This window comes from Acetobacterium tundrae, assembly GCF_008086615.1.
GTDB classification, from domain to species: Bacteria; Bacillota; Clostridia; order Eubacteriales; family Eubacteriaceae; genus Acetobacterium; species Acetobacterium tundrae.
Genome location: NZ_RXYB01000009.1, coordinates 97,350 through 112,060, shown reverse-complemented (window position 1 = coordinate 112,060; position 14,711 = coordinate 97,350). Strand labels below are relative to the sequence as shown.

Here is a 14,711-nt window from a genome sequence, read left to right as displayed (position 1 = left end):
ATTACCAGTTTGCCTGCATTCTATCCATGGGTATTTTAATTAATCCGCTTTTATTCAAATATATATAAATTTCAAACCCGCGTTTACACCGAAAGGTACATTCCAAACAAGGATCTTCATCACAATACACATAAGCATCTTCATCTGCTAGAGCAAATATAACAGATGTCTTTCTTTGTTTTGTGATGTATTTAATTTGCCCGCCTGTAAACGTTTTAATATAAATCCACTCAATGGCATCCTTTTTCTCGAGTATTTCCCAGGTTACTTCAATTGCATTATCATTATATCCACCAACAATTCGATAATTGATCAAAACACTGTTTGCAATTTCTGAAGGATCTTTTGTCTTTAGTCTTTCCATTTCTTTATTACAACAAATGAGACCATCTTGGTTTGTTGTACTGACACTCTGAAAGATCTTTTTGCAATTTTCGCATTGATAAAAGGCAACCTCTAAACATCCAGCCTTTGGTTTTGTCGTTTCTCTTGATCTTTTTATGCCAAATTTTTTTTCTTGCAATCCAATTCCCCCAATACCTGCATCCGTTTTTCTAAATCATCTCTCAGTTGATTTTTCTTTACTTTTCCACTATCTGTTCTTGGAATTTTATCAATTATTTCCAATCGTTCCGGCCAATAGCGTTTCGGTATTTTTTTCTTTTGCATGTAATCCAAAAGCTCGTTTAGGTTCAAAAATTCTTTTCCCTTTTTCAATACAACATAAACACAAATTCGTTCTCCAAGGCGTTCATCAGGCATTGCAATGACTGCCTGATCTAAAACATCAGGATGTTTTGAAACATAATCGCTGATATAATTTGTGTTCAGGTTTTCTCCCCCTCTAACAATAATATCTTTTTTACGACCGATTACCTTGATATTCTCTTTTTCATCTGCCACGCATAAATCGCCACTGTAAAACCATCCTTCATCGTCCAAATCTTTTTCAGTAGCCACTTTGTCATTCAAATAACCTACAAAAACATTCGGTCCTCTTGATGCTTCTTCACCAATGGTTCCTGGCGTAACAACCTGTCTTTTTTCATCCACAATTCGAACTTCTATACCTTCCATCGGCCTTCCCGATGTGCTCCCCATTAGTTCAAGTGTTTCTTCCGGCCTAACGAACACGTGCGGAACACTTTCAGTGGAGCCATAAACTTCACACAATTTTATTCCATATTTAGATGCACACTCCACCATATCACCAGGTATGGGTGCTCCTCCACAAAGATAAAATTTGAGTGTGTTCAGTTGTTCATTTCCGTTTTTTATATCTTTTAAAATGTCATAAATAAATGGCGTGGAGCCCATGGAATAAGTACATCTTTCATGATTGATTTGTTTAATGGCCTTTTGACTTTCAAACTTACTCTGTAACACTACTTTCCCACCTATTAACATCGGCGCAATGATCCCATGATGAAAACCCGTTGCGTGATTCAACGGGGCCGGCATAAATATAATGTCATCCTTTGTCAACTTCAAAGCTTTGTTGAAATACTTCTCACTAAAAATAATATTATTATGCGTTAACATAACACCCTTGACGCCTCCAGTAGTTCCAGATGTATAAAGAATGGCGGCAACATCATTACTCTTTGCTTTTTTTACAAGATCACTATTATTTTTAAAGGCTGCTTTTTCACTTAAAATTTCTTTTAAAGTGATGGACTTGGTAAATTTTTCCTTCTGATTATCCAACAAGACCAAATGTTTAAGACAACTGATCTTTTTTCGTGAAAATCGAATCATTTCTTCGTAGTTTGTTTTGTGATACCAGGTTGGACAAAAGAAAATTTTGCTTTGAGATAAATTCAAGAGATATTCCAACTCTTTTCCGGTATAACACAACCCAATCGGATTAATAACTGCACCAACTTTTAAACAGGCAATTGTAATCAGAACAAATTCACTCCAAACAGGCACCTGGAAAGACACTACTTCACTGGGATTAATTTTAATCTTTTTCATATAGGATGCAATAGCATTTGCCTGATCATCCACTTCTTTGTATGTAAAACGATTTCCCTGATCATCTACAACAAATTCACGTTCCCCATTATTTGCTACTGACGCATTCCAATAATCCAACAACGTTTCTTTACCCCAATAGCCTAATTCTTCATATAATTCTTTTTGATGTCCATTTATTTTCATTCTTCCTTCATCCCCTTTTTATTTAAAAAGAGTGCCTTTAGTACAACTGATTCAAAATCAGTACTGATGAGAGCATTAAAAACTGCTTCCTGTTAAATCATACCGATAATTAATCGGTAATCTCTTAGATTGATAAGCATAACACCAGTACTGCCTCTCAGTTTTTCCTAATTTAAGTCTTATCGATTAAATATTCTGCGATTTTATTGGTTCAATTTTTGCTAGCAAAGCAAGAATTGAACCGACAATACAAACGGCTGCACAAACCCACAATGCATAACCATAAGCTACGGCATTACTGGCACCAGCGTTTAATCCTGCATCAACAACCAATCCGGTTACTGTTGGTGCAAGAACCCCAGCTACTGCACCAATAATTCCAGCTAAGCCCGAATATACGCCCACATTGGCTGGACAAATGGATGCCGGTACTGAAAAATAACCACCCATTGTCAAGCACAGGAAGCCATATGATAATGATACTGCAGCAACAACTAATGTTGGATCAGTCGCATTCGCTCCAATAAAAATCAACACAGCCGCGCCAATCATGCCAATAACCTGAACGAGTTTTCGACCGATCTTATCCCCAAATTTTTTGGAAGCCCCATCTGCGATAAATCCGCCCACAAAATAAGCGAAAAAACCGACAATAAATGGCGTTGCACCAGCACTGATACTCATTCCACGCCCGATGGTGAAATAATTTGGAAGCCAAGTCGTCGCAAAAAAGTACATATAAACCGCACACCCATAAGATAAACACATTAACCATACGGCCGGAGTTTTAAAAATATCCGCTTTTGTAAGGACGACCGGTTTTATATTTTCCTGACCTTCAGGTCTCTGCTGAATCCACTCAATTTCTTTCTGATTAACCTTTTTATGTTCTTTGGGAGACGATTTTCCTACCAGAACCCAGATAATACACCATACCGGAAAGATTATTGCGTAGATATAGAATAAATTTTTCCATCCAATCAGTGGCAGCATCGCTGCTGCAATATACATATTAAGTGCTGAACCCAATGGACAACCTGCCTGAACTAATGCAGAAGCAACCCCAAATTCTCTTTTAGGAAACCATTTTCCTAAATTTGACATGGCACCGGGAACGATACATCCCTGCGAAGCACCCTCAAGAATACGAACTAATATCATCAAGAACATGGTAACCCCGATAATCGGAGTAAAGAATGTAAATACCCCCGAGAGTAGTAAGCTGATAATGAGCACCTTTGTTGCTCCATATTTATCGGCGATTGATCCTGATGGGACCATTGTAATCATATAACCAATAAAAAATGCCGTTGAAGCATAACCAAACTGGGCGGAAGACCAGCCATATGCCTCCATAATCGATTTCCCTGAAACTGAGAAGACTGTTCTTCCCATAAACATAACCATAAATGAAAGCGCCAGAACAACTGCCACAGCCCATCTTACGTTAGTTTTTTTTCCATCACTCATGAGAATCCCCTTTCATATTAGAATTTTATTTGACCATTGATAAATCTAAAAGATAAAACTACTTTGCTCTGGTATTTTTTTAAACAAATACCAAAACTCACCGTGCTTTTTCAATTACCTATAAAATTCTATTGTTCTAAATTCTTTGCAATACGCATTTCCTTAATCATGGCCGGTACCATTTCAAATACATCTCCCACAATTCCATAATCAGCCACTTCAAAAATTGGTGCAGAAGCATCCTTGTTAATGGCAATAATGGTATCTGATTCAGTCATACCTGCTAAATGTTGCACTGCTCCTGAAATACCGCAGGCAATATAAACTTTTGGGGTAACCGTTTTTCCGGTCTGACCAACCTGTTTACTTTGAGGTATCCATCCAGCATCCACTGCTGCTCGGGATGCACCAACACTTCCCCCTAGAAGATCTGCCAATTCCTTAAGCATTGCAAAATTTTCTGCTCCTTTTAATCCTCTGCCACCGGCTACAATATACTCAGCTTCTTCCAGTTTAATACCAGATTCATCTTTGGCTTTAATAAAATCGATCACCTTTGTTAAAATATCTTCTTGTTTGGTTCGAATATCTTCTCGAATCATTACTGAAAGTTTATTCTGACATTTCTGCGGTTTTTTAAAAGCCCCCGGTCTTACTGTTCCCATTTGTGGTCGCGTTTCACTACATAGAATTCGGGCATAAAGATTCCCCCCAAAAGCTGGTCTTTCCCAAACCACATTCCCAGTATCTTCTTCCACGCTTAATGCTGTACAATCCGCCGTTAATCCTGTTTTCAAGCGAATCGCAAGTTTAGATCCCAAGTCTCTTCCATTTGCTGTAGCACCGATGAGGATCGTATTAGGATGATATTTTTCGCACAGTTCTAAAAATGCATGACCATAGGCATCGGCTGAATAGTTTGCATATTCCGCTCCGCGTACCACGTAAATGATGTCTGCTCCGTATTCAGTCGCTCCTTTAATCGCTTCATCAACATTTTCGCCGATGATAATGGCACAACATTTTTGTTTTAATGCCTCTGCTAATAATCTGCCTTGCCCTAATAGTTCATAACCAACGTCTTTGGGATGTCCCTGAAAACAATCGATAAATACCCATACATCCTGATATTGTTTCAAATCCATATTTTGTCCCTCCTTCTTATAGTATTTTCGCTTCTGCCAGTTTGCCAAACAGCACTTTTGCCGTTTCCCGAGGGTTAACAATCTCAAGCATTTCACAGCTTGATTTCCGCTCAGGTATAAAGGTTGATTTAACTCGGGTTGGCGATCCCTTTAATCCAATTTTTGTGATATCCATATTGGGTAGGTCGGCCAATGTAATATTTTCAATATCCGCTTTCAGCGAGTCAATTTTACCTTTAATTGTGGCGTATCTCGGTTTGTTTGTTTCCTTTGTTGCGGTACATAGAATCGGTAATTTTGCTTCTACAATCTCTATCCCTTCTTCAATTTCTCTTTCCACAACGCACTTATTTCCATCGATTTTCATACTCCGTATATGGGTCAGTCTGGCAATTCCCAGATGTTCTGCAATACTAGGCGCTGTTTGTCCCGTATCGCCGTCAATGGCCTGTTTTCCACCCAAAATCACATCAAATGGTCCAAGCTTTTCAATCACCTTGGACAAAATATAACTGGTTGCATAGGTATCTGATCCCCCAAAAGCACGATCCGTAACTAAATAAGCTTTGTCCGCACCCATGGAAAGGGCTTCTCTCAGAGTTGCCTTAGCTTGTTCCGGGCCCATGGAAATGACCGTAACCGAACCGCTATACTGTTCTTTTAGCTGAATCGCCTCTTCTAATGCATTCTTATCAAATGGGTTCATAATACTGGGAACACCTTGACGAATCAATGTTTTTTTTATTGGATCAATTTTGATTTCAGTTGTATCCGGAACCTGTTTTACACAAACAACAATATTCATTTCCGCTCCTCCTTACTTGTATTCTCTATCTAATTCGTTTGCTATGGTCATTCTCTGGATTTGATTGGCGCCTTCAAAAATTTGAAACACCTTGCAATCCCGCATCAGTTTTTCGACTGGGTATTCCTTGCTGTACCCATACCCACCAAAAATTTGAACCGCATTGGAAGTCACTTCCTGAGCACAATCAGATACAAATGTTTTAGTAATCGATCCTTCTTTTCGAACCAAACTGCCGTTATCCATCATTCGCATGGTGTTATTCACAAGGACTCGGGATGCTTCAGTTTTTATCGCCATATCGGCAAGCATCTGCTGAACCATCTGGAACTTGATAATGGGTTTTCCAAATTGTTTTCTTTCTTTTGCATATTTTACTGATTCATCCAGAGCGCGTTGCATAATGCCAACTGCCAGAGTAGCAACAAACGCTCGTGATAAGTTTAAAGCATTTAATGCCAGTTTAAAGCCGGAACCTTCTGCTCCAACCATGCTGGATGCTGGTACTCTAACATTTTCAAAAGTAACATCTGTTGTATTTGAAAGTCGCAGGCCCATTTTATTTTCATGTTGACCAATGGTTATTCCTGGTGCATCCGCATCAATAATGAAGGCTGAAATACCTTTATGACCAGCTTTCACATCGGTTTTAAAGAACCCTACAAATAGGGCAGCTATCTCACCGTTGGTAATAAAGGTCTTGGTTGCATTCAAAATGTAGTCATCCCCATCTTTAACGGCCGTTCCTCGAAGTGCGGCAGGATCAGATCCAGCATTAGGTTCGGTTAATGCAAATGCGGCAAAGTTGCCTTTTCCAATAATATCTGCAAAATATTTTCCCTGTTCCGGTGTACCTGAAAGGATTACATTTCTTAAAGCTACAAATGTGGTTACAAATGTAATGGCATAACCGGCATCAACTTTTGCCAATTCCTCAAAAATCATGGCTGTAGTTTCGTAACTTAAACCGGTTCCCCCAAATTCTTCTGGAATTTCCAGCATATGCAACCCCATATCAAAAGCCCATTTGAATAACTCCCCTGGACATTCACCTTTTTCATCCAATTCCTGAACATATGGCTTAATTTCGTTTTCGGCCATATCTTTTACAAGTGCAATCAGTGCTTTTTGTTCTTCGGTATACAATAAACTCATCTATTTCAACCCTCCTTTATTTTTTTAGAAGTTTTAATCCGGTTACTGCTCCCTGATCGATGGATTCATTAATCTGGGCATCATTGTAGCCAAGTTCTTTCATTATTTCCTGGGTGTGAGCTCCCTGGGACTTACAGGTTTCCAGTCGTGGTTCCGGCATCGATTCGAAAATAATCGGATTGGTAGGAACCATTCGCTTCCCAGAAGGATAATCGACTTTAGCTAAAATATTATTTGCCCAAACCTGTTCATCTTCATAGACATCCAACGGCTCATTGGCAGCTTCACAGGGAAGTTCATTTTCTGAAAGCATTTTTACCAACTCCACACGATTAATTTGAGCAATCGCGCCATCAAGTCTGTCAATGACTTCACTGTTCAGCCTCTTTGCATTTAGCTTTGCACAATTGTTGTATTTAGAATGATCCACCATATCATCAAGTTTTAATAAAGCCATGATCTTATTGTAATCCCGATCATATTCTGGGCAGCACATGATTACCCATTTTTCGTCCCTGGTTCGATAGCAATTATTAAATGGGTTGACCACTTCCCTGCGGCTCTTTGGATATTGGTTGCCGTACTGAGCTGAAATCATCGCGACACTGAGCATAAATGATGCCGCATGTTGAAGACAAACTGTTACCTTTTCCCCATTTCCTGTTTTTTCCCGATTGTAAAGAGCCCCGCAAATTCCAGCTAAAAGAGCGATGGAAACCTGAAAATCACCAAACCCATTCGGTGGATTCATGGGAGATCCTCCTTTATCTACAGTTGTACCTAAAACACCGCCTCTTGCCATGTAACAGGTTGCATCAAAGCCCGGTTTATCTTTGTCCGGGCCTTTTTCGCCATATCCGGTAACCTGGGCAAAAATAAGTCGTGGAAATTTTTCTTTAAGAGTTTCATAATCCAACCCCAGTTTGACTAAGCCTTTGGTTCTTGTATTGGTTACAAATACATCTGCTTCCAATAACAGCTTATGCATAACTTCCATTCCACGTTCGGTTTTCAAGTTGATGGTAATAAATCGTTTGTCCATATTTGCAACATCAAACGCCAGGTTCTCATCATCAGTAAAAGGCATGTTAAAAACCGCACCTTGTTCTCTAGCAGGATCGCCTTTTGGGGCTTCCACCTTAATTAAATCGGCACCCCATTCCCCCATCACCCGAACGGTGGTAGGAGCCGCTAAATATGTTGTTAAGTCAACAACTTTTACACCTTTTAAAGGTTCCATATTTTTCTCCTTTTTTCTCTGTTTGTAAAGATAGCCCTTCGAAACTATTCGAAAGGCTATCTCTATGAGTCATTGTAATTTCTTAGCTAATCTCAATGACGCCGCCGTTTGCAATTAGTTTTCTGGATGCTGTTAAACGTTGAACCGTTCTTGGTCCTTCTTCTAACCACATTGCTCGACAATCTCGATATAACCGTTCAACAGGGCCGTATACACAATCTTCAAAGTATCCGATACCACCAAAGATTTCAAGCATATAGTCTGAAACCAGTTTAACGGTGTTGATGCTGTGAAGTTTACACATAGCTGCTTTCATTTCAATATCTTTACCAGCTTCAAAGTCTTTTGCAAAATCATAAACCATTAATCGACATGCGTGAATTTCAGTTCCCATATCGGCAATACTTTGTTGAATGGCTTGTCTTGCTACTAATGGTTTTCCAAAAGTTACGCGGTCTTTTGCTCTTGCAATCGTCATTTCCAACATTCTTTGTGCCATTCCAAGGTTACTTATTCCAATATGTGCTCGCGATACTGACAAGGAATGCATTGCAATTTTTAAGCCGTCGCCTTCTTTACCTAAGAGATATTTTTTATTAAGTCTCATATTTGTGAATTTCAAACCAGCATGCCCAGCTCCACGACAACCCATCATATGAGGCATTGGCACAATTTCATAACCTGGTGTATTAACAGGAACAAAGAAACCAGATAGTCTTTTATCTTTGTCAGCATTCGGATCAGTAACTGCAAAAACATAAGCGAACTCACAACAGTCTGTATGAGAGATCAGGAATTTTTCCCCGTTTAAGATATAGTCATCTCCATCTTTGACTGCCATTGTATGTAAATCTGCTCCGGTTCCACCAGTTTCTTCTGTTAATGCAAAACATGTAAATACTGATTTATCTGCAAATTGACTCATGTACTCGTCTTTTAATTCTTTATTTCCAAAATCGTCAAGAATCCGCCAGTTCATATCTGCTGCATAGTGAAGATGCATACGCATTCCCCCAGGACCACGACTGAATTCTTCCTGTACTTGAAGGATTTGCAATTCATCCATTCCCCAACCACCATATTGTTCAGGTAAACTGAATCGATATAAATTATTTTTGATTGATAAGTCGAAGAATTCCTGTGGGAACTTATTCGTAACTTCAACCTCTTTCTGAATTTCTTCAAACGGACCTTCTGCCAATGCTCTAACCTGTTTCAGATATGCTTGAAACTCTTGTTCATTTAATTTTGCCATTTTTTTCTCCTTGTTGTTTATTTAACAATCTTTTTATGGCTTTATTATATATCAGATCCATTCATCATATCCAATAGCTAGTTTTTTGGTTTTCCATACTTATTTATCGTTTACACCTATATATACTTTTATCTGTTGTATAATTCTAATTTGTGTGATAGAGTTTAAAATTTTCACACTGATTATGATATTGAAGAAAGTTCACATAAGAAAATTTTATTCGCGATTATAAAAATGAGATATCAGGACTGCTGCCACATTATACTTGTGGACAAGATCCTTTTTGAAGAGTATAATGAATCTAAATTACTAAATACTGTTAAGAAAGAGGTGTTTTTATGGAAAAGAAGAAAGTTATTGAATTAATTCAAGAAAAAGTAAAAGCCGCCAGTTTCGATGATAAGGGAATCGCTATCATTCCAATGAAGGACATTAATGATGGCAACGTGATTGTTGAAGTATTAGAAGATTTAAAAAAAGATAGTACTTATCAATTTGATTTTGATCTTGATAATATGTCATTGAAGGTCTATAATCCTCTCGATGATATGGAAGGATTTACAGAAAGACATACCTCCCCTCAAAAATGCAAATAGTTTAGTCGTTTATTTCGTATTTTAAAACGCCTGATTGATGTTGAATTCAACATTAATCAGGCGTCTTTTTAATTCTGGAAGTTATTTATTATTTATCATTTTCGCGATGATCAAGCGCTGCCTGAGCTGCCGCTAAACGGGCAATTGGCACTCGGAATGGTGAACAAGATACATAACTTAGTCCCGCTTTATGGAAGAAATAGATCGATTTAGGATCTCCTCCATGTTCTCCGCAAACCCCGATTTTTAGATCAGGTTTTGTTTTACGACCTAAAGTGACGCCCATTTCCACCAATTTTCCAACGCCTTCAACATCAATGCTTTGGAATGGATCATTTGGTAAAATACCTTTATCTTTATAATCGGTAATGAATTTTCCGGCATCATCGCGTGAGAAACCATAAGTCATCTGGGTAAGATCATTGGTCCCGAACGAGAAGAATTCTGCAGTTTCGGCAATCTTATCAGCGATAAGGGTTGCTCTGGGAATTTCCATCATCGTTCCAATCAGATACTTAATATCTGATTTTTTCTCTGCTTTGACAATTTCTGCAGTATTTCGAACAACTTTATCCAAATAGGTCAACTCTTCATTGATTCCAACCAGCGGAATCATGATTTCGGGAACGATATTAAATCCGCATGCTTCTTTAACTTCAATAGCTGCTTCCATAATTGCTCTTGTTTGCATCTCAGCAATTTCCGGATAAGTGATCGCTAAACGACACCCCCGATGACCAAGCATCGGATTAAATTCTTCCAATCCATTAATGACGGTTAACATATCTACTTTATTGAGCCCCATATCTTGGGCCAAGGCTTCAATATCTTTGTCCTCAGTTGGAAGGAACTCATGCAGTGGTGGATCTAATAAACGGACGGTAACCGGACGGCCTTCGAGTGCTTTATAAATGCCGATAAAATCTTCTTTTTGCATCGGCAGAATTTCAGCGAGTGCTTTTTCTCTTAATTCTTTCGTATCTGAAAGAATCATACGTCGCACACTTGGAAGACGGGCTTCATCAAAAAACATGTGCTCAGTACGGCAAAGACCGACGCCCTCAGCCCCAAAGCGAACTGCAACTGAAGCATCACGAGGTGTATCAGCATTTGTCCGAACACCAAGCGTTCTGAATTCATCTGCCCATTCCATGATTTTTCCAAAATGTCCTGAAAGTTCTGGGGTCACAGTTTTAATACTTCCCTTATATACTTTTCCGGTACTGCCGTTTAAAGAAATATAGTCACCTTCATTAAAGATTTGTCCGCCTACACTAAATCGTTTTGCCGCTTCATCCACTTTAATCGCTTCACATCCGGCCACGCAACATTTTCCCATGCCTCTGGCTACAACAGCAGCGTGCGAAGTCATTCCGCCACGGGCGGTTAAAATACCGTTTGCGGCATTCATGCCTTCTATGTCTTCCGGTGAAGTTTCTTTTCTTACTAATAGCGTTTCTTCGCCATTAGCAGCAGCGGCACAAACAGCTTCGGCGGTAAAATAAATTTTACCCATGGCAGCCCCTGGCGATGCCGGAAGACCGGTTCCTAAAAGTGCTGCTGCTTTTAAAGCGGCTTCTTCAAAGGTTGGATGCAGCAATTGATCCAATGATAACGGATCTAAACGTAAAATAGCTTCTTCTTTAGTGATAAGGCCCTCTTCAACCATATCAACAGCCGCACAAAGAGCCGCTGCAGCCGTTCTTTTACCGGTTCGTGTTTGAAGCATATAAAGTTTATTCTTTTCAATCGTAAACTCGATATCCTGCATATCCTTGTAATGATTTTCCAACAATTCAGCTGTTTCATGGAATTGCTTATAAACCGCTGGCATGATGTCCTTAAGGTCATCAATATTTTTTGGTGTGCGGATTCCGGCAACAACATCTTCTCCTTGAGCATTAATTAAAAACTCACCAAACAGTTTCTTTTGTCCGGTTGCTGGATTTCTGGTAAATGCCACACCGGTCCCGCAATCATCGCCCATGTTTCCATAAACCATAGATTGAACGTTGACAGCAGTTCCAATGTCATGAGGTATATCATTCATATTTCGATAACTGATGGCGCGATTATTATTCCAGGATCTAAAAACTGCTTCAATCGCCATCAGCAACTGTTCTTTTGGATCTAACGGAAAATCTTTTCCCGTTTCTTCTTTGACAATTTTTTTATAGGCAACAACAACCGCTTTTAAATCCGCTGCGGTTAACTCAGTATCGTCTTTATAGCCATTTTTTTCTTTAGCATCATCTAAAATTTTATCAAATTTATCTTTGCTGATTTCCTGAACAACATCACCAAACATTTGTATAAAACGACGATAGCTATCAAAAGCAAAACGTTCATTGTTCGTTGACTTTGCAATTCCTGCAACCGTTTCATCATTAAGACCAAGGTTGAGAATGGTATCCATCATCCCCGGCATGGAGAATTTTGCACCAGAACGAACAGATACCAATAATGGATTCTCTGCATTACCAAATTTTTTCTCGCATTTTGATTCTAAAATTACCAGGTTATTATTAATCTGATCGATGATTTCATCGGAAAGTTTCTTATTTTGGTTGTAATACTCAGTACATGCTTCCGTCGTTACTGTAAAGCCCTGCGGAACCGGCAGCCCGATATTGGTCATCTCGGCTAAACCCGCACCTTTCCCCCCCAGTAACTCTTTCATGTTTGCATTGCCTTCTTCAAACAAATAAACCCATTTTTTTGACATTTTGTCTACCTCCTCATTATATTTGCAAGTATAATCGCTGCAATTTCTTCAATTGCTTTTGATGTAACGTCAATGACCATACATCCTAATTTATCAAAAAGCTGTTGTGCTTTTTCTAACTCCATCATGACTCTTTCATTGCTTCCATAATTTGATGTCCCGGTGAGGCCCATTGCCTTTAAACGTTCGGTACGAATGTCCACAAGGTGCTTTGGATCCAATATGAGTCCAAATATTTTCTTATTTGATATTTCAAATAATTCCTTCGGTGGTTCAACTTCAGGCATCAAAGGAATATTTGCAACCTTAAAATTATTGTTTGCCAAATAAATACTAATCGGCGTTTTGGATGTACGTGACACCCCAATCAAAATAATGTCGGCTTCATCTAGATGTGAAGTGTTTTTTCCATCATCGTATTTTACCGCAAACTCAATCGCCTCAACCTTTTTAAAATAGTGATCATCCAGTTCCGGCGTCGGTTTAAAATTATGTGTTGGCTCTTCCCCGGTAATGCCTCTTAGCGTTTCCACCAATGATCCCAGAACATCATAAATCGGAATGCCCCAACATCTGGCTTCAGTTTCCATATAGCTTTTTAGTTCCGGAGAATTAAAGGTATAAACGACTAATCCGTTTTCTTTTTTTGCTAACGCCAATAAATAATCAATACTTTTTTTGTCATTAATAAAAGGATGAAATCGTACTTCTCGAATCGAACTTTCAAAGCAGCTTTTACCTGCTTTAACCAGCAATTCACCAATTTCGCTTAGTGTATCTGAAACCACGAAAATTACAATGTTTTTCATCTAACTACCCATCACTCTGTATTATCTCCCATATTCACCACATACCGGGTGATATTTGTTCGCGATACTTTACCGACTAGAACTAATCGTTGATTGCCTTTTTCATCAAGTTCCTTGCTTACAATCGGCAATGATTCCACCTCATAAAGCATGGTTTTGTAGGCAGCATCATAAACTGACTCCGTCGGTTCAAGATAAATAATATTTGGCATCCGCGTCATAATCAAAGGAATTGGCAGCGATTCTACCTCTTCTCTCCCAATCATTGCTTTAATAAAATCCTTACGCGATACAATTCCAGAAAGGTACTTACCATCTACAACATATAAAGTTCCAGCATTTTTCGTGAACATCGTTATGATTCCATCATATATTGAGGTTGTCTCCTCAACAACTGTTGGTTCCGTCTGAATATCCATCACACTAATGGTTTTTATATAGCTTCCGAGTATGTGTAATAATGAACGGCCGGTATAATAATAACCAACCTTACGTTTTGCTTCAAGTATCCCCAACATGGTGAGAATTTTTAAATCAGGTCGGATGGTTGCTCGATTGATATTTAGCATTTCTGCAATTTCGCTGCTTTTCACGGGTTGTTTTTCTTTTACAATTTCGATTATTTCCTTTTCTCTAGCTGAAAGCTCCATATTCGGCCCCTCTAAAACTAATATTTATTTTATTAAGTATAACACATATCCTATAAATGTAAACAACTAATAAAATATTTTTGTCCAACCTGATAATATTTTATTAATAATATCTAATGTAACCTTTTTCATATCGATATTGATTCAACTAAACCCTCATAAACTTTATCACCAATCCGAGTCACATTTTTTATTTCTTCCAACTCTTTAAATCCGCCATTTTTTTCTCGATAATCAATGATTCCCTGAGCAATCACATCGCCTACTCCTGGAAGACTTTTTAGTTCTTCAATAGTTGCAGTATTGATATTTATTTTCTTATTTTCTTTGGCATCTGCGGTTTCAGTCACTTCACCAATGGTTGGAATATAAATTTTTTCTTCATCTTTTACTTTTCGTGCAAGATTTAACGTACTGACATCAGCCGACCCGGTCAATCCCCCAACAGCCTCTACCGCCTCGATTAAACGAGCATCCTGATTTAATGTTACCACACCAGGCTTATTGACCGCGCCGGCTATATGAACCATAATCTTTGCATTTCCCGAAACGCTGCTGTCTTCATTTAAATTTTCAGCCCCTGATACGTTCATTTCCGCTCCGCTTGAAGTTTTAAAGTGGTACCATCCCCAAAAAACGCACAAAAAAACAAGCACGATGAGAATGTATAGGATTTTGTTGCGATCAAGCTTATCCAT

Annotated in this window: 13 protein-coding genes; 1 reads left to right on the top strand and 12 read right to left on the bottom strand. The window is 38.7% G+C overall.

Going from position 1 to position 14,711, the window contains the following annotated elements; translation table 11 throughout:
- Position 1: 1 nt before the first annotated feature.
- The 8 genes from FZC40_RS09160 to FZC40_RS09125 form a co-directional block, all read right to left on the bottom strand.
- Positions 2–523: a hypothetical protein gene (locus FZC40_RS09160; protein WP_148603584.1), complete on the bottom strand. Its 522-nt coding sequence runs from the start codon at positions 521–523 to the stop codon at positions 2–4.
- The gene (gene fadK / locus FZC40_RS09155; protein ID WP_148603583.1) at positions 499–2,163 is read right to left on the bottom strand and encodes a medium-chain fatty-acid--CoA ligase; all 1,665 of its coding nucleotides are present in this window, start codon (positions 2,161–2,163) and stop codon (positions 499–501) included. Before fadK ends, FZC40_RS09160 begins: the two co-directional genes overlap by 25 nt.
- Before the next feature lie 186 nt (positions 2,164–2,349).
- Entirely contained in the window at positions 2,350–3,633 is a 1,284-nt protein-coding gene (locus FZC40_RS09150) for an MFS transporter (protein WP_148603582.1), read from the bottom strand.
- Between the two features lie 128 nt (positions 3,634–3,761).
- Positions 3,762–4,778, bottom strand: a complete 1,017-nt coding sequence (locus FZC40_RS09145) for an electron transfer flavoprotein subunit alpha/FixB family protein (RefSeq protein WP_148603581.1) — start codon at positions 4,776–4,778, stop codon at positions 3,762–3,764.
- 16 nt (positions 4,779–4,794) lie between these two features.
- A complete protein-coding gene (locus tag FZC40_RS09140; RefSeq protein WP_148603580.1) occupies positions 4,795–5,583 on the bottom strand; it encodes an electron transfer flavoprotein subunit beta/FixA family protein in 789 nt (262 codons plus the stop codon).
- Between the two features lie 12 nt (positions 5,584–5,595).
- Positions 5,596–6,738, bottom strand: coding sequence for an acyl-CoA dehydrogenase family protein (locus tag FZC40_RS09135; RefSeq protein WP_148603579.1), 1,143 nt, complete (start codon positions 6,736–6,738; stop codon positions 5,596–5,598).
- 16 nt (positions 6,739–6,754) lie between these two features.
- A complete protein-coding gene (locus tag FZC40_RS09130) occupies positions 6,755–7,978 on the bottom strand; it encodes a CaiB/BaiF CoA transferase family protein (RefSeq protein WP_148603578.1) in 1,224 nt (407 codons plus the stop codon).
- 82 nt (positions 7,979–8,060) lie between these two features.
- Positions 8,061–9,233, bottom strand: a complete 1,173-nt coding sequence (locus FZC40_RS09125) for an acyl-CoA dehydrogenase family protein (protein ID WP_148603577.1) — start codon at positions 9,231–9,233, stop codon at positions 8,061–8,063.
- A 338-nt stretch (positions 9,234–9,571) separates the two neighbouring features.
- On the opposite strand from FZC40_RS09125, the gene FZC40_RS09120 reads away from it, so the two are divergent.
- The gene (locus FZC40_RS09120) at positions 9,572–9,829 is read left to right on the top strand and encodes a hypothetical protein (RefSeq protein WP_148603576.1); all 258 of its coding nucleotides are present in this window, start codon (positions 9,572–9,574) and stop codon (positions 9,827–9,829) included.
- An 88-nt stretch (positions 9,830–9,917) separates the two neighbouring features.
- On the opposite strand, the gene ppdK is transcribed toward FZC40_RS09120, so the two are convergent.
- The 4 genes from ppdK to FZC40_RS09100 all read right to left on the bottom strand — a co-directional run bounded on the left by ppdK (position 9,918) and on the right by FZC40_RS09100 (position 14,711).
- Positions 9,918–12,554: a pyruvate, phosphate dikinase gene (gene ppdK, locus FZC40_RS09115; RefSeq protein WP_148603575.1), complete on the bottom strand. Its 2,637-nt coding sequence runs from the start codon at positions 12,552–12,554 to the stop codon at positions 9,918–9,920.
- Between the two features lie 5 nt (positions 12,555–12,559).
- Positions 12,560–13,363 carry a pyruvate, water dikinase regulatory protein gene (locus FZC40_RS09110; protein ID WP_148603574.1) on the bottom strand — a complete coding sequence of 268 codons (804 nt, stop codon included), beginning with the start codon at positions 13,361–13,363 and terminating at the stop codon, positions 12,560–12,562.
- Positions 13,364–13,374: 11 nt separating this feature from the next.
- A complete protein-coding gene (locus FZC40_RS09105; RefSeq protein WP_148603573.1) occupies positions 13,375–14,013 on the bottom strand; it encodes a helix-turn-helix transcriptional regulator in 639 nt (212 codons plus the stop codon).
- A 128-nt stretch (positions 14,014–14,141) separates the two neighbouring features.
- Positions 14,142–14,711, bottom strand: a complete 570-nt coding sequence (locus FZC40_RS09100; RefSeq protein ID WP_148603572.1) for a helix-hairpin-helix domain-containing protein — start codon at positions 14,709–14,711, stop codon at positions 14,142–14,144.